17 protein-coding genes are annotated in these 20216 nt (G+C 65.5%); 7 read left to right on the plus strand and 10 right to left on the minus strand.

Annotation, left to right across the window (positions count from 1 at the left end; genetic code table 11):
* The first annotated feature begins 142 nt into the window (after positions 1 to 142).
* Positions 143 to 1870, plus strand: coding sequence for an amidohydrolase family protein (locus K8M09_RS19855; RefSeq protein ID WP_160785826.1), 1728 nt, complete (start codon positions 143 to 145; stop codon positions 1868 to 1870).
* 155 nt (positions 1871 to 2025) lie between these two features.
* A complete protein-coding gene (locus K8M09_RS19860) occupies positions 2026 to 2736 on the plus strand; it encodes a YczE/YyaS/YitT family protein (protein ID WP_160785825.1) in 711 nt (236 codons plus the stop codon).
* A gap of 54 nt (positions 2737 to 2790) precedes the next feature.
* On the opposite strand, the gene K8M09_RS19865 is transcribed toward K8M09_RS19860, so the two are convergent.
* Positions 2791 to 4119 (minus strand): MFS transporter, encoded by a 1329-nt coding sequence (locus K8M09_RS19865; protein ID WP_160785824.1) that lies wholly within the window; start codon positions 4117 to 4119, stop codon positions 2791 to 2793.
* Between the two features lie 312 nt (positions 4120 to 4431).
* Here K8M09_RS19865 and cyoA point away from each other — a divergent pair, with 312 nt between their 5' ends.
* The 5 genes from cyoA to K8M09_RS19890 are packed head-to-tail and all read left to right on the plus strand — an operon-like array spanning position 4432 to position 9301.
* Complete coding sequence (gene cyoA / locus K8M09_RS19870; RefSeq protein ID WP_380734753.1) at positions 4432 to 5490, plus strand: ubiquinol oxidase subunit II; 1059 nt, start codon at positions 4432 to 4434, stop codon at positions 5488 to 5490.
* A gap of 60 nt (positions 5491 to 5550) precedes the next feature.
* Positions 5551 to 7554, plus strand: a complete 2004-nt coding sequence (gene cyoB, locus K8M09_RS19875; RefSeq protein ID WP_160785822.1) for a cytochrome o ubiquinol oxidase subunit I — start codon at positions 5551 to 5553, stop codon at positions 7552 to 7554.
* 3 nt (positions 7555 to 7557) lie between these two features.
* The gene (cyoC, locus tag K8M09_RS19880; RefSeq protein ID WP_160785821.1) at positions 7558 to 8181 is read left to right on the plus strand and encodes a cytochrome o ubiquinol oxidase subunit III; all 624 of its coding nucleotides are present in this window, start codon (positions 7558 to 7560) and stop codon (positions 8179 to 8181) included.
* Complete coding sequence (cyoD, locus tag K8M09_RS19885) at positions 8178 to 8564, plus strand: cytochrome o ubiquinol oxidase subunit IV (RefSeq protein WP_160785820.1); 387 nt, start codon at positions 8178 to 8180, stop codon at positions 8562 to 8564. The genes cyoC and cyoD overlap by 4 nt, the downstream gene beginning before the upstream one ends.
* 17 nt (positions 8565 to 8581) lie before the next feature.
* Positions 8582 to 9301, plus strand: a complete 720-nt coding sequence (locus K8M09_RS19890; RefSeq protein WP_380734751.1) for an SURF1 family protein — start codon at positions 8582 to 8584, stop codon at positions 9299 to 9301.
* 184 nt (positions 9302 to 9485) lie between these two features.
* Here the strand turns inward: K8M09_RS19890 and K8M09_RS19895 are convergent, their stop codons facing one another.
* From K8M09_RS19895 to K8M09_RS19930, 9 genes are all read right to left on the minus strand, one after another.
* Positions 9486 to 10181 (minus strand): response regulator, encoded by a 696-nt coding sequence (locus K8M09_RS19895; protein WP_160785819.1) that lies wholly within the window; start codon positions 10179 to 10181, stop codon positions 9486 to 9488.
* Complete coding sequence (locus K8M09_RS19900) at positions 10178 to 12868, minus strand: sensor histidine kinase (RefSeq protein ID WP_160785818.1); 2691 nt, start codon at positions 12866 to 12868, stop codon at positions 10178 to 10180. Before K8M09_RS19900 ends, K8M09_RS19895 begins: the two co-directional genes overlap by 4 nt.
* A gap of 8 nt (positions 12869 to 12876) precedes the next feature.
* Complete coding sequence (gene kdpC / locus K8M09_RS19905) at positions 12877 to 13446, minus strand: potassium-transporting ATPase subunit KdpC (RefSeq protein WP_160785817.1); 570 nt, start codon at positions 13444 to 13446, stop codon at positions 12877 to 12879.
* A gap of 2 nt (positions 13447 to 13448) precedes the next feature.
* Positions 13449 to 15485 (minus strand): potassium-transporting ATPase subunit KdpB, encoded by a 2037-nt coding sequence (kdpB, locus tag K8M09_RS19910; RefSeq protein ID WP_160785816.1) that lies wholly within the window; start codon positions 15483 to 15485, stop codon positions 13449 to 13451.
* A gap of 10 nt (positions 15486 to 15495) precedes the next feature.
* Positions 15496 to 17205, minus strand: a complete 1710-nt coding sequence (kdpA, locus tag K8M09_RS19915; RefSeq protein WP_160785815.1) for a potassium-transporting ATPase subunit KdpA — start codon at positions 17203 to 17205, stop codon at positions 15496 to 15498.
* An 18-nt stretch (positions 17206 to 17223) separates the two neighbouring features.
* Positions 17224 to 17310, minus strand: a complete 87-nt coding sequence (gene kdpF / locus K8M09_RS23785) for a K(+)-transporting ATPase subunit F (RefSeq protein ID WP_160785919.1) — start codon at positions 17308 to 17310, stop codon at positions 17224 to 17226.
* A gap of 194 nt (positions 17311 to 17504) precedes the next feature.
* Positions 17505 to 18893, minus strand: a complete 1389-nt coding sequence (locus K8M09_RS19920; protein ID WP_160785814.1) for an FGGY-family carbohydrate kinase — start codon at positions 18891 to 18893, stop codon at positions 17505 to 17507.
* A complete protein-coding gene (gene rhaM / locus K8M09_RS19925; protein WP_160785813.1) occupies positions 18890 to 19204 on the minus strand; it encodes an L-rhamnose mutarotase in 315 nt (104 codons plus the stop codon). Before rhaM ends, K8M09_RS19920 begins: the two co-directional genes overlap by 4 nt.
* Positions 19204 to 20211: an ABC transporter permease gene (locus K8M09_RS19930; protein ID WP_160785918.1), complete on the minus strand. Its 1008-nt coding sequence runs from the start codon at positions 20209 to 20211 to the stop codon at positions 19204 to 19206. Before K8M09_RS19930 ends, rhaM begins: the two co-directional genes overlap by 1 nt.
* Between the last annotated feature and the right edge of the window lie 5 nt (positions 20212 to 20216).

Genomic DNA, 20216 nt, shown 5'->3' on the forward strand with positions numbered 1-20216 from the left:
TTCGGCCCGTTATTTATCGTTCTCGAAAAGCGCACGATATGCGCGAAAAATACTGCTTTTCGGAAGCGGTTCAATCGCGTTCTATCGCCGCCAAGAGGAGCGGGGGCATGAAGCGCCGCTGTGGCCGACCGGAGGAAAAATCATGAATGCTGAAGAAACGGTACACTACGACAAGGTTCGTGCGATCTACGCGATCCTGCAGGGGGAGCGAGAGGCGGATCTTCTTTTGAAGAACCTGAACATCCTGGATGTGCACGGCGAGACGGTCTACCAGGGCTCGATCCTGGTCTACGACAAGCGCATCGTCGCGCTGAACCCGGACGAGAGCGTGGTGAAGGTCAAGGAGGTCTTCGACGGCAAGGGGCTCTATGCCATCCCCGGCCTGATCGACGCCCATATCCATTTCGAATCCCAGCTCGCCCATCCGACGGCGCTTGCCGAGGCGATGGTGCCCTGCGGCACCACGACTATCTATTCCGAATGCCTCGACCTTCTGAGCGCGGCCGGCGAGGAAGGCGTGGAAGCGGCGGAGAACCTCTTCCGCGACTACGACAAGCTGCCCTACCGCCTCTACGCCTTCGCCCCCGGCAAGAAGGTCTCGGCGGCGGTGACCAACCGGGTGCTCGACATGGAGCCGGTGATCGGGCTGGGCGAGTTCGAACACTTCACCTATTCGTCGGGCAATGACGACGACTTCCGCAAGGCCGCCTGGGTGCGCGCGCGCGGCGGCTTCATGAACGGCCACTGGGGCGTGACCGCGCTCTCCGACATGGTGCTGAACTACCTGCCGGCCATCGGCTGCTCGAACAACCACGACGTCTGGAACGAGAAGGACATCGAGAAGAGCATCCGCTACGGCTTCCCGACCCATATCAAGTTCGGTGTCGGCAGCGCCGAGGTGATCAAGGTGCTGCTGCGCGCCATCGTCGACCGCAAGTGGCCGACGGACAATTTCATGCTGTGCACGGACAACATCTCCATCGAGCGCCTGCTGACGCAGGGGCATATGGACTGGATCATCTCGCTGTGCGCGGAGATGGGCATCAACCCGATCCATGCGATCAAGATGGCGACGCTGAACACGGCGCGGTCGTTCCATATGGAGGACAAGCTGGGTTCGCTGACGCCGGGCCGCTTCGCCGATATCGTGCTGACGGACAGCCTGTCGAAGATCAACCCGCTCTATGTGTTCAAGGACGGGGAACTGGTGGCGAAGGATCGCAAGATCCTGAAGAACGCCGAGATCGACTACTCGGGCATGTGCAAGAAGGGCGTGCCGGGGCTCGCCGACCTCACCCCCGACCAGCTCGACATCGTGCCGCTGGAAGTGTCGGAAGACGGCAAGTCGGCGAAGGTCTATCTGTTCGACGTCTATGGCCGTGGGCATGCGAAGTTCTACCAGGAGGTCTGGGTTCCGTTGAAGGACGGCCGGATCGTTCCTGAGGTGGACGGTGTGAAGTACAGCCGGCTTTCGGTGGTGCAGCGCTATGCGGATGGCAAGCGGCATATCGTCAACGGCCTGTTCAAGGGCGTTTCGATCGACCGGGGTGCTGTTGCGACCTTCTGGCCTGCGCCGAAGCCCTACTTCGTGATCGTGGGCGAGGACAGTGCGGAGATGTGCCACTGCGTCAAGCAGGTGGACAGCCATGCGGGCGCCTGCATCGTGACGGAGAACAAGCAGGAGAAGGCGGTTATGCCGCTGGAGATCTACGGCGTCATGGCGAACATGACGGTGAAGGAGCTGACGGCGGCGGCCAGTTCCATCGATGCGGCGCTGGAGGACCTCGGCAACCGCAACGAGGGCGAGCCCGTCGTCAACAAGCTCCTCTCCCTCTTCATCTCCCTCCACAGGTTCAGGCTCATGCACTGAGCGGTGTGGAGGACCCGGCGGGCGCTCCAGCGCCTGCCGGACCGGAAATAGCGTATTGACCGGGAGGTGGAGTTCCCGGACATGCGCGAAACGAATTATGCTGCGGAAGGCCGGGAGTGACGGGTGGCCCCGCGCAATGCCATCGGGAGGAAATCATGGCACATCATGCGGCGGAAGCCGAAATCGTCGATACCGGCAGCCTGACCCGGCGCTGGATCATGTACGTCCTGGGTATCTATATCCTGACCTTCGGCGTCAGCCTCGCCATCCGCGCCGGCGTCGGCATCTCGCCACAGAGCAGCCTGACGCGCACCATGACGCTCGTCTACACGCCGCTCAGCCAGGGCACCTACAATTTCATGCTCGAGCTGATCATGCTCGGCCTGACCTATCTGGTCCTGCCGAAGGACTTCAAGCTGAAGAACTTCGCCTCGCTGATCCCGGCCTTCGTGCTGGCGGTGTTTCTCGACCTCAACCTCAAGCTCACCGAGTTCATCGTGCTGGAGGAATATGCCCTGCGTGTCGCGCTGCTGGTCTTCGCAGACGCCGCGCTCGCCTTCGGCCTCTTCCTGATGATCCGCGCCAACCTCGTGCTGATGCCCATCGACATGTTCGTCAACACGATCTTCAAGCGCACCGGCTGGAAGTGGGGCAACATCAAGACGGGTTTCGACTGCACGCTGCTGGTCACCTCGGCGCTGATCGGCCTCGCCTTCCTCGGTGAGATCAAGTTCATCCGCGAGGGCACCATCCTCAACGCTATCCTCGTCGGCCAGTACATCCGCCTCTACTTCTTCCTGTACAAGAAGATGAGCGCGAAGAAGGACGTGGCCGAAACCGGCAAGCTCGAGACGGTCGCAAGCTGAAGACGCGATCTTCCTGAACAGACGACGGGGCGCTCTCAGCGCCCCGTTTTCGTTTTACTGCTGGTCGAGCGCCCGGGTCAGCGTCAGGGCGGCGAGGGTGCAGATCGCGCCGGAGATCAGGTAGCCGCCGATGAAGATGATGCCGAAACTGGAGGCAAGGCCGAGCGCCACGAGCGGGGCGAAGGCCGCGCCGACGAGCCAGGCGAGGTCCGAGGTCAGCGCCGCGCCGGTATAGCGGTAATACTGCGTGAAGCGCGAGGAGACGGCGCCCGAAGACTGGCCGAAGGTGAGGCCGAGAATGAAGAAGCCGATCAGGATATAGGCGTCCTGCCCCCGGCTGCCGGCATCGAGCAGGAAGGGCGCGGAGAAGGAGAAGACGGCGATCAGGATCGCGCCGAACATCAGCTCCGAGCGACGGCCGATGCGGTCGGCGATGAAGCCGGACAGCACGATGCCGACGGCTCCGAGCGCCGCGCCGGCAACCTGCATCCAGAGGAACTGCTGCACCGGCTGGCTGCCGTGCAGCACGACCCAGCTCAGCGGGAAGATGGTGACGAGGTGGAACAGGGCGAAGCTTGCCAGCGGCACAAAGGCGCCGAGCACAACGTCCATGGCATGCTTGCTCAGCATCTCGAAGATCGGCCGGGCTTCCAGTTCCCGCGCTTCCATGGCCGCGCCGAACTCCTTGCTGGCGACGATGCGCAGGCGTGCGAAGAGTGCCACGACGTTGATCGCGAAGGCGACGAAGAAGGGATAGCGCCAGCCCCAGGCGAGGAAGTCCGCCTCGGAAAGATGGCTGACGAAATAGCCGAAGAGCACGCTTGCCAGCGCAAAGCCGATGGGCGCGCCGAGCTGCGGGATCATGGCGTACCAGCCGCGATGGTTCGGCGGCGCGCTGAGGCTGAGCAGCGAGGCCAGCCCGTCCCACGCCCCGCCGAGGGCGAAGCCCTGGCCGAGCCGGAAGAGCGCCAGCAGCGCCACCGCCCAGTAGCCGATCGCCTCATAGCCCGGCAGGAAGGCGATGGACGCCGTCGAGCCGCCGAGAATGACCAGCGCCGCCGTCAGCTTGACGCCGCGGCCATAGTTGCGGTCGACCCACATGAAGACGAAGGAGCCGACCGGGCGGGCGAGAAAGGCCAGCGGAAACAGCGCGAAGGACATCAGCGTGGCGGCCACCGCGCTTCCCGCGAAGGGGAAGATCAGCTTGGGGAAGACCAGGATGGAGCCGATGCCGTAGACGAAGAAGTCGAAGAATTCCGAGGTGCGGCCGATGACGACGCCGATAGCGACGCTGCCGGGCGAGAGCGGCCTGTCGTCGGCATGCATGCGGCGGGCATCGCGCTCCAGACCGGACGATGTGGGGTGTTGGGCAGCCGAACTCATGAACTCCTCCGCGCGGATTTGCGTCATGTCACTGGACTGTTGATCAATCCGCGCCCGATGGCAAGGACAAGTAGGCCCCGCTGCCGGGAACGCTGAAATTGACAACATGCATTTCTATTGCGCTAGTACAAACGCGCATCGACAGATAGCCCCCGATTGACTACCCTCCTGCGACAGAATGCTGCGCTGCGACGATGGACCTCATTTTCAAGCGCCATCGTGCCCGATTATTGCCGACTAGACAGAACGCAAGTTGAGGCCGAAATGCCGAAGCAATTCAGTTTAGCCCGACGCTCCCTCCTTCTCGCCCCGATGCTCGGCGCCCTTTCGGGCTGCAACATGGTGGTCATGTCGCCCTCGGGCGACATCGCGGCGCAGCAACGAGACCTGATCGTTGTCTCGACGATCCTGATGCTGGTCATCATCGTGCCGGTGATCGTCCTGACGCTGTTCTTCGCCTGGCGCTATCGCCAGTCGAACACGGCCGCCACATACGATCCCGAATGGCACCATTCCACCGGCCTCGAGGTCATCATCTGGTCGGCGCCGCTCGCCATCATCATCGCGCTCGGGGCGATCACCTGGGTCAGCACCCACAAGCTCGACCCCTACCGTCCACTCGACCGGATCGACGCGGCGCGCCCGGTGGCCGCCGAGACGAAGCCGCTCACCGTCGAGGTGGTGGCGCTCGACTGGAAATGGCTGTTCTTCTACCCGGATTACGGCATCGCCACCGTCAACGAGATGGCCGCGCCCGTCGACGTACCGATCAACTTCAAGCTCACCGCCTCCTCGGTGATGAACGCCTTCTACGTTCCCGCGCTCGCCGGCATGATCTACACCATGCCCGGCATGGAGACGAAGCTGCACGCCGTCATCAACAAGGCCGGCGAATACGAGGGCCTGTCGTCCAACTATAGCGGCGACGGCTTCTCCCATATGCGCTTCAAGTTCCACGGGGTCGACCAGGCCGGTTTCGACGCCTGGGTCGCCCGGGTGCGGCAGACCGGCACGGCGCTCAACCGCGACGCCTATCTGAAGCTCGAGCGGCCGAGCGCCCGGGAGCCGGTGCGCTACTTCTCCTCCGTCGACGAGGGCCTCTACCAGGCCATCCTCAACATGTGCGTGCGCGAGGGACAGATGTGCATGCGGGAAATGATGCATATCGACATGACGGGCGGCGCGGGCACAGACAGCCACGAGAACCGGGAGCGGCTGCGGCACGACAACCGCCATGCCGCCGAAGCGGCGCCCGGCGCCACCTTCCCCGAAACCGGCAATCCCGCGCGCAGCGAAGAGCCGGCCGAGGGCGTGGAGACCCGGCAGGAGGAGCCGGCCGCCACGGACCACGACGCGCACCAGTCGCACTAGATTCCCATCGCCTCCGCCTTAAGCGGCGGGGACGCATTCGACACGCTATTGGACGATCCCATGTTCGGTGACATCAGCTTCACGCACTTCCTCTTCGGGCGGCTCACGCTGGAAGCGATCCCCTATCACGAGCCGATCCTCGTCGCGACTTTCGCGGCCGTGGCGGTCGGCGGCCTCGCGCTTCTTGCGCTGATCACGAAGTTCCGGCTCTGGGGCTATCTCTGGCACGAGTGGTTCACCTCGGTCGATCACAAGAAGATCGGCATCATGTACATCGTGCTCGCCATCGTGATGCTGCTGCGCGGTTTCGCCGACGCCATCATGATGCGCATCCAGCAGGCCATCGCCTTCAACGGCAGCGAGGGCTATCTCAACCCGCACCACTACGACCAGATCTTCACCGCCCATGGCGTGATCATGATCTTCTTCGTGGCGATGCCCTTCGTCACCGGCTTCATGAACTATGTCGTGCCGTTGCAGATCGGCGCGCGCGACGTGTCCTTCCCCTTCCTCAACAACTTCTCCTTCTGGATGACGACGGCGGGCGCGGTGATCATCATGATGTCGCTGTTCGTGGGGGAATTCGCGCGCACCGGCTGGCTCGCCTATCCGCCGCTTTCCGGCGCGGATTACAGCCCCGGCGTCGGCGTCGATTATTACATATGGGGCCTGCAGGTGGCGGGCGTGGGGACCACGCTCTCGGGCATCAACCTCATCGCGACCATCGTGAAGATGCGCGCACCGGGCATGACCTTCATGAAGATGCCGGTCTTCACCTGGACCTCGCTCTGCACCAACATCCTGATCGTCGCGACCTTCCCGATCCTCACCGCCACGCTCGCGCTGCTCTCGCTCGACCGCTATGTCGGCACGCATTTCTTCACGAACGATCTCGGCGGCAATCCGATGATGTATATCAACCTCATCTGGATCTGGGGCCATCCGGAGGTCTACATCCTCGTGCTGCCGGCCTTCGGCATCTTCTCCGAGGTGGTGGCGACCTTCTGCGGCAAGCGCCTCTTCGGCTATACGTCGATGGTCTACGCGACCTGCGTGATCATGATCCTCTCCTACATCGTCTGGCTGCACCACTTCTTCACGATGGGCTCGGGCGCCTCGGTCAACGCCTTCTTCGGCATTACGACCATGATCATCTCGATCCCGACGGGGGCGAAGATGTTCAACTGGCTCTTCACCATGTATCGCGGCCGCATCCGCTACGAGGTGCCGATGCTGTGGACGGTCGGCTTCATGGTGACCTTCGTCATCGGCGGCATGACGGGCGTCATGCTGGCGATCCCGCCGGCCGACTTCGTGCTGCACAACTCGCTCTTCCTCATCGCCCACTTCCACAATGTCATCATCGGCGGCGTGCTGTTCGGGCTGATGGCGGGCGTCGTCTACTGGTTCCCCAAGGCCTTCGGCTACAAGCTCGATCCCTTCTGGGGCAAGATGAGCTTCTGGTTCTGGCAGATCGGCTTCTTCTTCGCCTTCATGCCGCTCTACGTGCTCGGCCTGATGGGCGTCACCCGCCGCGTCAGCCAGTTCGAGGACCCCTCGCTGCAGATATGGTTTATCATCGCCGCCTTCGGCGCCTTCCTGATCGCGCTCGGCATCGGCTCCTTCATCGTCCAGCTCGTCGTCAGCTATCTGAGGCGCGACCAGCTTCGCTGCGACAGCGGCGATCCGTGGGACGGCCGCACGCTCGAATGGTCGACCTCCTCGCCGCCGCCGGACTACAACTTCGCCTTCACGCCCGTCGTCCACGATCACGATAGCTGGTACGACATGAAGAACCGCGGCTATGTACGCCCGCTGGAAGGCTTCAAGCCGATCCATATGCCGAAGAACACGGGGACGGGCGTTATCCTCGCCGGCCTCTCCGTCGTGCTCGCCTTCGCGCTGATCTGGTACATCTGGTGGCTGGCGGCCGTTTCCTTCATCGCGATCCTCGCGGTGTCGATCGCCCATACTTTCAACTACGACCGCGACTTCTTCATCCCCGCCGAAACGGTGACGGCGACGGAAGAGGCGCGCACCAAACTGCTTGCAGAACGGACCTGAGCCATGAGCGCGACCCAAGTCCACAACCCGGACGAAAAGCCGGTCTTCTACCTGACGCAAGAGTATCACCCGGAAAACAGCACCACGCTGGGGTTCTGGCTCTACCTGATGAGCGACTGCCTGATCTTCGCCGTGCTCTTCGCGACCCATGGCGTGCTCGGCCGCAGCTATGCGGCCGGTCCCTCGCCGGCGGACCTCTTCGACCTCAACCTCGTCGCCATCAATACGGCGATGCTGCTCCTGTCCTCCATCACCTATGGCTTCGCCATGCTCCAGATGGAGCGCAATGCGAAGATGGAGACGCTGGTCTGGCTCGGCATCACCGGCGTCTTCGGCGCGGCCTTCCTGGCGCTGGAGCTTTACGAGTTCCATCATCTGATCGCCGAGGGCGCAGGCCCGACGCGCTCGGCCTTCCTGTCGTCCTTCTTCACGCTTGTCGGCACGCACGGCCTGCACGTCACCTTCGGCATCCTCTGGCTGGTCACGCTGATGGTGCAGGTGAGAAAGCACGGCCTCACTCATGAAAATCGCCGCCGGCTGACCTGCCTTTCCATGTTCTGGCATTTCCTCGATGTTATCTGGATCGGCGTCTTCTCCTTCGTCTACCTCCTGGGAGTTCTCGGATGAGCCACGAAAGCGCTTCTGACGCCCATCACTCGCACAGCCATGGCCACGAGGCCGGCCACGGCTCCTTCCGGGGCTACATGACCGGCTTCGTCCTGTCGGTCATCCTGACGGCCATTCCCTTCTGGCTGGTCATGGCGGGCGTGCTCGACAGCAAATTGCTGACGGCGGTCATCGTCATGGGCATCGGCGTCGTGCAGATCGTCGTTCACATGGTCTATTTCCTGCACATGAACCCGCGTTCGGAAGGCGGCTGGACGATGATGGCGCTGATCTTCACGCTCATCATCGTCGGCATCGCCATCGCCGGCTCCCTCTGGGTCATGCATCACCTCAATGCGAACATGATGCCGATGACCCACGAGATGATGAAGAACATGCCTTGATGCGGGTGTGCGAGCCGATGCCCGAGCCGTCCCCTCGCGCCCGACACTTGCTCACCGGCCTCCTCGCCTGCCTCGCCGCCGTCTCCCTCGCGCTCGGCGTCTGGCAGGTGCAGCGGCTCTTCTGGAAGCTCGACCTGATCGAGCGCGTCGAAAGCCGCATCCACGCCGCGCCCGTGGCCGCGCCGGTGCGGGCGGAATGGCCGGACGTCACCCGTCAGAAGGACGAATACCGCCGCGTCACCGCGACCGGCCTTTTCCGGCATGACAGGACGGCGCTGGTCCAGGCCGTGACGGAGCGCGGCGCCGGCTTCTGGGTGCTGACGCCGCTTGCCCTTGCTGATGGCTCCACCCTGCTCGTCAATCGCGGCTTCGTGCCCGCCGAGCGCAGTTCGCCCGACGCGCGCGTGGCGAGCGAGCTTGCAGCCGGCCCCGTCGCGGTCACCGGCCTTCTGCGTATGAGCGAGCCGGGCGGCGCGTTCCTGCGCTCCAACGATCCGGCGAAAGATCGCTGGTTCTCCCGCGACGTCACGGCGATTGCCGCCGCCAAAGGGCTGGAGGATGTCGCGCCCTATTTCATCGATGCGGATGCGACGCCCAATCCGGGCGGTCTTCCCATCGGCGGCCTGACGGTCGTTTCCTTCCGCAACAGCCATCTCGTCTATGCGCTGACATGGTTTGCGTTGGCGGCCATGAGCGCGTTTGCGGCCTGGCAGGTCCATCGCCGCCGGCTGGCGTGAGTGTTGCGGGAAAAAAGAAGCCCCGCACGAAGCGGGGCAGCAAGCGTCACGGTTGGCTCCCAATGACGCGGGGAAGCTCGCGGGTTGCGCGAGTGATCTTTCAAGTAGGGTCTGAAGGGGGCGCAGGGAAGGTCTGATTCGGCGAATCCGGTACGGTTGTGCAAAAAAATGCGCAGCCGGCCGCCTAGGCCTCCTGATCGACCACCAGCCGGTAGCCGACGCCCGGCTCTGTCCGGACGATCGTCGGGTGTGTCGGATCGCGCTCGATCTTCTGGCGAAGCTGGCCGATGAAGACGCGCAGGTAATGCAGGTCCTCGCCATGCGCCGGTCCCCAGACGGAGGTGAGCAGCGTCTTGTGGGTGACGACGCGGCCGGCATGGCGGGCCAGCAGCGTGAGGAGGTCGTATTCCTTCGGCGTCAACCGGACCGGCTCTTCCTCGCGCAGCACCAGCCGGCGCACGGTATCGATGATGAGGCCGTCGGTGGAAAGCGTCGCCGGCGGCGCGGCGGCGCGCTCGCGGTGACGCAGCGCCGTGCGGATGCGCGCCGTCAACTCGCCGATGCCGAAGGGCTTTTCGATATAGTCGTCCGCGCCGAGATCGAGGGCGGCGATCTTCTCGCTCTCGCGCTCGCGCGCCGAGAGGATGATGATCGGAATGGTCGTCCAGCCGCGCAGGCTGGCCACGACCTCCTTGCCGTCCATGTCCGGCAGGCCGAGGTCGAGGATGACGAGATCGGGCGCGGCCGTCGCCACCGCCTTCAGCGCCTCGCCGCCGGTTGCGGCCTCGACGACGTCGTAGCCGGCCGCCTTGAGGGCGGGCTTCAGGAAACGCTGGATCTGCGGCTCGTCGTCGACGACGAGGATGCGTTCGCTCGTCATTTCGCCCCGCCCGCCTTTTTCTCGCTGGCCGGGAAGCGGATGACGATGCGCGTGCCCCGCTTCTTCACGGCGGGGCTTTCCGCATGGATTCTGCCGCCCATCGCCTCGACGAAGCCGCGGGCGATGGAAAGGCCGAGGCCCGTGCCGGGTGCGCGGCCGTCTGGCTTGCCGCGGCGGTAGAACTTCTCGAAGACACGGTCGATCTCCGAAGGCGGAATGCCCTTGCCCAGATCGGTGACGGAGATCAGCACGTCGCCGCCGTCCTTGCGGGCATAGACGTTGACCGGCTCGTCCCCGCCATATTTCACCGCATTGTCGAGCAGGTTGAAGAGCACCTGCCCGAGCAGCACGCTATCGCCCTCGACGAGCGGCAGGTCGGGTGCAATGCCGGTCTCGATGACCTTGCCGGGGAAATATTTGCGGGCGCGCTCGACGGCGGCCTGCACCACGTCGGAGACGTCGAGCCAGTCGCCCTTCGGCTTCAGCGTGCCGGATTCGATGCGCGTCATGTCGAGAAGGTTGGAAACGAAGCGGCTCATGCGGCTGCCCTCCTCCTCGATGGACTGGAGCAGGTCGTCGCGACTTTCCGAGGTCATGCGGTCGCCGAGCTGGCGCAGGCTGGTGACGGCACCCATGATCGTCGCAAGCGGGGTGCGCAGGTCGTGCGAGATGGAGGAAAGCAGCGCCTCGCGGTAGCGCTCGCCCTCGAGCTTGGCCGCCTGTTCCACGCTCTCCTCCGAAAGCCGGGCGCGGTCGATGGCGATGGCAGTCTGGTCGAGGATCGCCGAGAGGGCGCGTTCGGCGTTGATGTCCAGCCGCTCCTCGGTCTGCTGGATGCCGCAGACGCCGACCAGTCCGTGCGGACCCATCAGCGGGCGGAACTCGAAGCGGCTGTTGGGCAGCGTGCCGGTGCCGGAGCCGGCGGTTTCCTGCTTGTCGCGCGTCCAGCGCGCCGCCGTGAAGTCGGTGACGTCGAGTTCGGTGTCCGGCGGCCAGACGGCGGCGACGCGCAGGTCGGCCCTGTCCGGCAGCAGCAGCACGATGTTGCGCTTGAGGCTTGCCTGAAGATGCGAGACCGCCACCCAGATCGCATCGTCCGCCGTCGCGGTGGTCGAGAGCTTGCGCGAGAAATCGTAGAGCGATTGCAGGGCGGTGGCGCGCACGCGCGCGACCTCCGCCTGCTCCTTGATGCGCGAGGCGAAGCCGCCGGCGATGATCGCCACGGATAGGAAGACGAACAGTGCGAAGACCTCGTGCGGCGCGGTGATGGTGAAGGTGTGCAGCGGGTCGATGAAGAGGAAGTTGTAGGCGAGCGCCGAGAGGATCGCCGCGATGAAGGCCGAGACGTAGCCGCCCAGCACCGCCGCGCCGAGAACGGCCAGCAGGAAGAGCAGCGAGATATTGGGCAATTCCGCGAAGACATAGACCAGCTTGCCGACGACCGCCATGACGGCGGTGAGGCCGGCGGCGATCAGTGCCGACTGGCGGTAGGAGGCGACGGCGGGAAGGGAGGGGCGCGCCGCGGCGGGCGCCTTCTCGGCCTTTTCCGGCGTCACGAAATGGACGCCCATGCCGGCCGCCTTGCGCGAAAGCGAATCCGGCAGGGAAGGGGAGAGAAACCGCGTCAAGCCGCGCCGGCGCTTTGCGCCGATGACGATCTGCGTCGCATGCTCGCGGCGCGCGAGCTTCAGGATTTCCTCGACGAAGTCGTTGCCGACCACGCGCCGGGTTTCCGCGCCGAGCTGTTCGGCAAGGCGGAACAGCGCTTCCATGCGCTGCAGCCGCTCGGTCGTTTCCACCTCGCGGTCGGCGCGCTCGATGGAGACGACGAGCCAGGGCGCGTTGAGGCCGGAGGCAAGGCGGCTCGCCACGCGCAGGACCTTTTCCGAAAGCGCGTCCGGCCCGACGCAGACGAGCAGCCGCTCGCCCGTCGCCCATGGGCCTTCGATGGCGTTCTGCTTGAGATAGTCGACCATCTGGTCGTCCACCCGGTCGGCGGTGCGGCGAAGGGCAAGCTCGCGCAGCGCCGTCAGGTTGCCGAGGCGGAAGAAGCGGTCGACGGCGCGGCTGGCGCTTTCCGGCAGGTAGACCTTGCCTTCCTTGAGACGCTCGATCAGCTCCGTCGGCGGCAGGTCGACCAGCACGACCTCGTCGGCTTTCTTCAGGACGACATCGGGCACGCGCTCGCGCACCGTGACGCCGGTGATCTGCGCCACGAGGTCGGCGAGGCTTTCCAGATGCTGGATGTTGAGCGCCGTCCACACGTCGATGCCGGCGGCGATCAGCTCCTCGATATCCTGGTAGCGCTTGGGGTGCCGGCTTCCTTCGGGGTTGGAATGGGCAAGCTCGTCCACCAGCACGATGCGCGGCCGGCGGGCGAGCGCGCCGTCGATGTCGAACTCTTCCAGCGCCTTGCCGCGATGGCTGGCTTCGAGGCGCGGCAGCACGTCCAGCCCTTCGAGCAGGGCGGCCGTCTCGCTGCGGCCGTGGGTCTCCACGAGGCCGACGACGACGTCCACGCCCTCCGCCTTCAGGCGTCTGGCGCGCGAGAGCATGGCGTAGGTCTTGCCGACGCCGGGGGCCGCGCCCAGAAAAACGGTCAACTTGCCCCGGCGGTCTTTCTCCGCCAGGGCAAGCAATGCATCGGGATCGGGCCTGCGACTGTCGTCGCGCTCGTTGTCCGTCATTCTCACTCTCATGTTCCGTGTGCGTCGAGCGCCAGATTGAGCTGTAGCACGTTCACCCGCGGCTCGCCGATGAATCCGAAAAGCCGGCCTTCTATACGGCTTTCGACAAGGGTTGCCACGTCCGTTTCCGAAAGTCCCCGGGCCTTTGCCACCCGGGCGATCTGCGCCCGCGCAAAGGCGGGCGAGACATGCGGGTCGAGGCCGGAGCCGGAGGTGGTGACGGCATCGGCGGGAACGGGCGTAGCCAAGCCCGCCGCCTTCAGCCGCTCGACATCGGCCGCGACGCGCTCCTTGAGCCTGGCCGAGGTCGTGCCGAGGTTCGAGCCGGAGGAAGAGGCGGCGTTATAGGCATTGGGGCCGGTCGCGGAGGGGCGCGGCCAGAAGTAGCGGTCCGTCGTGAAGGACTGGCCGATCAGGGCGGAGCCGACGACGGCTCCGTCCCTTTCGATCAGAGAGCCGTTTGCCGCGGCGGGCATGACGGCCTGCGCGACGCCCGTCACGGCGAGCGGATAGGCAAGCCCCAGAAGGGCTGTGAGCGTGAGGACGAGGGTGATGGCCGGGCGAAGATGATTCAGCATGATTACACCAGATGGAGAGCGCTGACGGCAAGGTCGATGGCCTTGATGCCGGCGAAGGGCAGGATCAGGCCGCCGAGGCCGTAGACGAGGAGGTTGCGGCGCAGGAGCGCGGCCGCGCCCGCCGGGCGGTAGGCGACGCCGCGCAGCGCCAGCGGAATGAGCGCGACGATGATCAGCGCGTTGAAGATGACCGCCGACAGGATGGCCGATTGCGGCGAGGCGAGGTTCATGACGTTGAGCGCGTTAAGGGCCGGATAGGTCGCGACGAACAGCGCCGGGATGATCGCGAAATATTTCGCGACGTCGTTGGCGATGGAGAAGGTGGTGAGCGAGCCGCGCGTCATGAGGAGCTGCTTGCCGATCTCGACGATCTCGATGAGCTTGGTGGGGCTGGAATCGAGGTCGACCATGTTCGCCGCCTCGCGCGCCGCCTGCGTGCCGGTCTGCATCGCGACGCCGACATCGGCTTGGGCCAGTGCAGGGGCGTCGTTGGTGCCGTCGCCGCACATGGCGATGAGCCGGCCGCCCTGCTGTTCGCGGCGGATATAGGCGAGCTTGTCTTCCGGGGTGGCCTGGGCGAGGAAATCGTCGACGCCGGCTTCCGAGGCGATGGCGGCGGCGGTGACCGGGTTGTCGCCCGTCACCATGATGGTGCGGATGCCCATGGCGCGCAGCGCCGCGAAACGCTCCTTGATGCCGGGCTTCACCACGTCCTTCAGGTGGATGACGCCGAGGAGCCGGTTGCCGTCGGCGACGGCGAGCGGCGTGCCGCCGCTGCGGGCGATCGTCTCGACGGCGCGGCGGAACTCGTCGGAGGCTTCGTTCTCGGTGGTGCCGGCAAAGCGCAGCACGGCATCCACCGCGCCCTTGCGCAGCCGGCGGCCGGCGACGTCCACGCCCGACAGGCGGGTTTCGGCGGTGAACTCGATCACCGCGTCGAAGCGGGCTTCGGGTGCCTTGACGCCGAATTCGCCGGCGGCGAGCGCCACGATGGAGCGGCCCTCCGGCGTTTCGTCGGAAAGGCTGGCGATGAGTGCGGCTTCCGCAAGCTCGGCCTGTAAGACGCTAGGGGCGGGCAGGAAGTCGCTGGCCATGCGGTTGCCGAAGGTGATCGTGCCGGTCTTGTCGAGCAGCAGCGTATCGACGTCGCCGGCCGCCTCCACCGCGCGGCCCGAGGTGGCGATGACGTTGAAGCGCACGAGGCGGTCCATGCCGGCGATGCCGATGGCCGAGAGCAGGCCGCCGATGGTCGTCGGGATGAGCGTGACGAGGAGGGCGGCGAGCACTGTGACGGTGAGGACAGTGCCGGAATAGCCGGCAAGGCCCCAGATGGCGACGCAGACGAAGAGGAAGATCAGCGTGAGGCCGGAGAGCAGGATCGAAAGCGCGATCTCGTTCGGCGTCTTCTGGCGCTGCGCGCCCTCGATGAGCGCGATCATGCGGTCGACGAAGGAGGAGCCGGGCGCGACGGTGATCCTGACCCTGATCTCGTCGGACAGCACCTGCGTGCCGCCGGTGACGGCCGAGCGGTCGCCGCCGGATTCGCGGATCACGGGGGCGGATTCGCCGGTGATGGCGCTTTCGTTGACCGAGGCGACGCCTTCGATCACCTCGCCGTCGCCGGGGATCAGCTCGCCGGCGGCCACGAGCACGATGTCGCCGACGGCAAGCGTGGTCGCCGGGATCGTCTCGGCCGCGCCCGTGGCGGTGAGCCGCCGGGCGACGAGTTCGGATTTCGTGCGCTTGAGGCTGTCGGCCTGCGCCCGGCCGCGCCCTTCGGCGACGGCCTCCGCGAAGGTCGCGAACAGCACCGTGAACCAGAGCCAGGCGGCGATCTGGCCGGAGAAGCCGGCTTCCGCGCTGCCCGTGGAAAGGTCGCGCAGGAAGAGCACGGTGACGACCGCCGCGACGGCTTCGGTGACGAAGATCACGGGATTGCGCACAAGCTGGCGCGGGTCGAGCTTGACGAAGGCGTCGCGCACGGCCGGCAGCAGGATGGCGGGGGCGAGGAGGCTTGGAGCGTGATGGTCCTTGGACATGCTCTTTTCCTTAGAAGGTCTGGCCTGCGAGCATTGCGAGGTGCTCGACGATGGGGCCGAGGGCGAGCGCGGGGAAGAATTGCAGGCCGCCCAGGATGAGGATGATGCCGATCAGCAGGCCGACGAAGAGCGGCCCGTCCGTGGGGAACGTGCCCGACGACGGCGGCACCTTGACCTTGGCGGCCAGCGAGCCGGCAATCGCCATGACGGGCACGACATAGGCGAAGCGGCCGAGCAGCATCGCGATGCCGAGCGTCGTGTTGTACCAGACGGTGTTGCCCGTCAGCCCGCCGAAGGCCGAGCCGTTGTTGCCGGCCGTCGAGGTATAGGCATAGAGGATTTCCGACAGGCCGTGCGGGCCGGCGGTGCCGATGCTGGCGACCGCGAAGGGCAGCATGGCGGAGACGGCGGTGAAGCCGAGAATGGCGAGCGGCAGGACCAGCACGGCGAGCATGGCGTATTTCATCTCGCGGCCCTCGATCTTCTTGCCGAGGAATTCCGGCGTGCGGCCGACCATCAGGCCGGACACGAAGACGGCGAGCAGCGCGAAGACGAGCATGCCGTAGAGACCGGAGCCGACGCCGCCCGGCAGCACTTCGCCGAGCTGCATCAGGAACATCGGCGCAAGGCCGCCAAGCCCGGTGAAGGAGCCGTGCATGCCGTTGACGCCGCCATCGGAAAGGCCGGTCGTCACGGCGGCGTAGAGCGCCGTCATGGCCTGGCCGAAGCGGACTTCCTTGCCTTCCATGTTGCCGGCTGACCCATCGACGCCGAGCGCGGTGAGGATCGGGTTGCCGGCCGCCTCCGCCCAGTAGACGGTCGCAACGCCCGCAATCAGCAGCACCGCCATGGCGCTGATGATCGCCCAGCCCTGCCGGCGGTTGCCGACGAGTTCGCCGAAGGTGTAGACCAGCGCGGCCGAGATCGACAGCATGGCGAAGATGTTGAGATAGTTGGAGAAGGTGGTCGGGTTCTCGAAGGGATGGGCGGCGTTGACGTTGAAGAAGCCGCCGCCATTGGTGCCGAGCTGCTTGATCGCCTCCTGGCTGGCGACCGGGCCGAGCGAGATCGTCTGGCTCGCGCCTTCGAGCGTCGTTGCCGTGACGGAGGCGTCGAGCGTCTGCGGCAGGCCCATGGCGACGAAGACGAGCGCCACGACGACGGCGAGCGGCAGCAGGACGTAGAGCGTCGCCCGCGTCATATCCACCCAGAAGTTGCCGAGGGTCGAGACCTTGGAGCGGGCCAGCGCCCGCGTCAGCGCCACGGCGAGCGCCATGCCGGTTGCGGCCGACAGGAAGTTTTGCACCGTCAGACCCGCCATCTGGCTGAAATGGCTGAGCGTGGTTTCGCCGCCGTAGTTTTGCCAGTTGGTGTTGGTGACGAAGGATACCGCCGTGTTGAAGGCAAGGTCCGGCGCCATGCCGGCAAAGCCCTGCGGATTGAGCGGCAGATAGGCCTGCAGGCGCAGGATCGCATAGAGCGCGGCGAAACCGGCAAGCGAGAAGACCAGCATGGAGACCGTATAGGCGAGCCAGCCCTGTTCCTTGCCCGGTGAGACGCCGGAAAGGCGGTAGAGGTCGGTTTCAAGCCGCCCGAGAACCGGCGATAGTGCGGTGCGCTCACCGGAAAAGACGCGCGCCATGTAGAGGCCGAGCGGCTTGACGGTGATCAGAACCGCGAGGAAGAAGATGGCGATCTGTAGCCACCCGATCATGGTCATGGAATTTCTCCTGGAAACTCAGAAGCGTTCGGGCCGCAGCAGCGTGACCACGAGATAGACGCCGAGGGCGAGGGCGACGAAAAGGCCGAAGAGAGGTTCGATCATCGCGTCGCCTCACAGCCGGTCGAGCGCGCGGGCATAGGCGGCGAAGACGATGAACGCGCCGCAGCCGAGCGTAAGAAAGATGACATCGGACATGTCCGTTCTCCTGTTTTGCAAGGAGAGACTAGGCCCGGCTGGGGTCAGGTTTCGATTGGGAAGGCGTCGGGGCGACGTAAGGAAAAGATAAAGGTGCCGCTTTATCCCGCGCGGTTCGGCTTCTGCCCGAGAGCGGTCAGCCAGGTGGTGCGGTAGGCCGCCAGCCCGGCTATCGCGGCCGGCGGGACGACGGTCTCGGGCGTCGCCACGGGCGCGATGCCTGCAAGGAGGGACGCGCCCTGGCTCGTGCCCGTCGAACCGGGTACGGCGGCGACCGGCCGCCCGGTCAGGGCGGCGAGCAGGGTGAGGTAGAGGCCGTTCGCGGCGAAGGGGCCTTCGACGATGCTCGGTCCCCCGGCCCCGATCAGGTCGAGGCAGGCCTCGCTCATCAGGGCGAGGTAGAGGCAGGCGGCAGCGTGGCGCTCGGCGGCGCTTGCGCCTTCGGCGTTCAGCCATTGCCGCTCGTGCCCGGGGAAGGGGCCGGAGCCGGGCGTGACATTCGGCGTGAGCATCAGCCCCCTTTCGATCACGAACGGCAGGGCGGCGCGGATATCCGCCTCCGCCGCGTCGCCGATCTCGGCCGAAAGAATTTCGAATTCGCGCCCGCCCATGAAGCGGGAGGAGGGGACGGCGCGGCCGTAGGCATCGACATTGGCGAGCGTGTCGCGCGCCGGGTCGAGATGCTCCAGATCGCCGCCGACGGCGAAGTTGATCACCCATGTGCCGGTCGAGACGACCGAGAAGGGCGCTTGCCGCGTCACCAGATGCGGCAGCAGCGAGGCATTGGAATCGTGGATGCCGCAATAGACGGGCACGCGGACGCCGAGGGTTTCGGCGATTTCGGGCAGGACGGGGCCGAGCGTATCGAAGGCAGACCGGATCGGGGCCATCAGCGGGCGGATGCCGAGCGTGTCGACAAGCGTGGAATAGTCGCCGGTCTCGGGGTTCCAGAGATCGGTGTGGCAGCCGAGCGAGGTGATTTCGTTGGCCGAAACGCCGGTCAGCCGCGCCGCCCAGTATTGCGGATAGGTGACGATGGCCGCGACCTTGGCGAATTCGTCGGGAAACGCGGTCTTCTGGTAGTGCAGTTGTGCCCCGACATTGAGGCCCATCGACAGACGCGGTGAGCGGGTCTCGGCAAAGGCCGGGCGGATCGCGTCATAGGCTTCGCGGATCGCCTGTGGGTATTCGTGTTCGTAGTCGAGCACCGGCAAGGCGAGCCGGCCATCCGCATCGAGCAGGGCGGCCGATGCGCCATGCGTCGTGATCGAAATGGCATCGAAGCCCGGCGCTTTCGCGAAGCGGCGGAAAGCGTCGAGCGCGAAGGACCAGAGGGCTTCGACGTCGTAATGTGGGTAGGGGCCGTCCTTGAGCGCGACATTGGCCATCCGGGCGGCGGCGATTTCCGCGCCCGTCGCGGCGTCGAGGACGACCACCTTGGCATTGGTCTTGCCGATATCGAGGACGGCGATGCGACGATAAGCAGTCATGGCATGTGGAAGACGGGAACGAGGTCGCTCTGGACCGGAGAGTTGTCCGGGTTGGTCTCCATGATATCCGCCATATTCGCCCACCAGCGTTTCATCACGGGATGCTCGGGCAAAGCGGCGAGGGCGTGATCCTTCGGCCGGGTGAGGATGCCGAAGAGGATGTTCGTTTCCGGGTCGAGATAGATGGAATAGTCGGACGCGCCGGCCTCGTGCAGCAGGTCGACCAGTTCCGGCCAAATCTCGTCGTGCCGCTTCCTGTATTCGGCCTCCATGCCGGGATGGAGTTTCATCTTGAAAGCATGGCGTTCCATCAGGCTTTCCTCGCATGCTTGATCCGGCGCGCGACGATCGGCAGGGCGATGGTGACGATCAGCAGTAGGCCGATGAAGATGGACATGACGATGCCCGGCACGTTGAGAAGGCCGAGACCGAAGGTGACGAGACCCATGACGAAGGCGGCGATGACGACGCCGGCAATCGTGCCCGCCCCGCCGAGGATCGAGACCCCGCCGAGCACGACCATCGTGACGATCTCCAGTTCCCAGCCCTGCGCGATGGAGGGACGCGTGGAGCCGAGGCGCGAGGTGAGGCAGACGGCGGCGATACCGCTCATCAGGCCTGTCAGCAGGAAGAGGATGAACTTCACCCGGTCGACCGGGATGCCGGAAAAGCGCGCGGCCATGGCATTGTTGCCGATGACATAGACGTGGCGGCCGAAATTCGTCCGGTGCAGCAGCACGCCGAAGACCACGGCCATGACGAGGAAGAGCATGAATTCGAAGGAGAAGACCCAGGCGACATAGCCCTGGCCGAACCAGGCGAAGTCGGTGGGGTATTTGCCATAGGCCTGATCGCCGAGCACGATATAGGAGATGCCGCGGAAGAGGCTCATCGTGCCGATGGTGACGACGATGGAGGGCAGCTTGAGGCCTGCGACGAGCAGGCCGTTGAACGCGCCGCAGGCAAGGCCGGTGCCGATGCCGATCAGGACGAGGCCCGGCGTGCCGACGCCCATCTGCACCGCCGCGCCCATGGCGGTCGAGGCGAGCGCGATGATCGCGGCGACGGAAAGGTCGATTTCGCCGGCGATGATCAGCAGCGCCATGGCGAAGGCGACCAGCGCCTTTTCCGTGAAGTTGAACGTCGCGTCCGAGAGGTTCCAGGCGTCGAGGAAATAGGGCGAGGCCAGCGAATTGGCGATGAAGATGAGGACGGCCACGCAGAAGAGCAGCACCTCCCAGCTTGCCAGCAGGCGCTTCATCGGCGTGCCGAGCCGGTCGGGAATCTGGCGGCGGATCGTGGTCTCGCCCGGTGCCATTTGGG

It is taken from the genome of Shinella zoogloeoides (assembly GCF_020883495.1).
Lineage (GTDB): Bacteria > Pseudomonadota > Alphaproteobacteria > Rhizobiales > Rhizobiaceae > Shinella > Shinella zoogloeoides.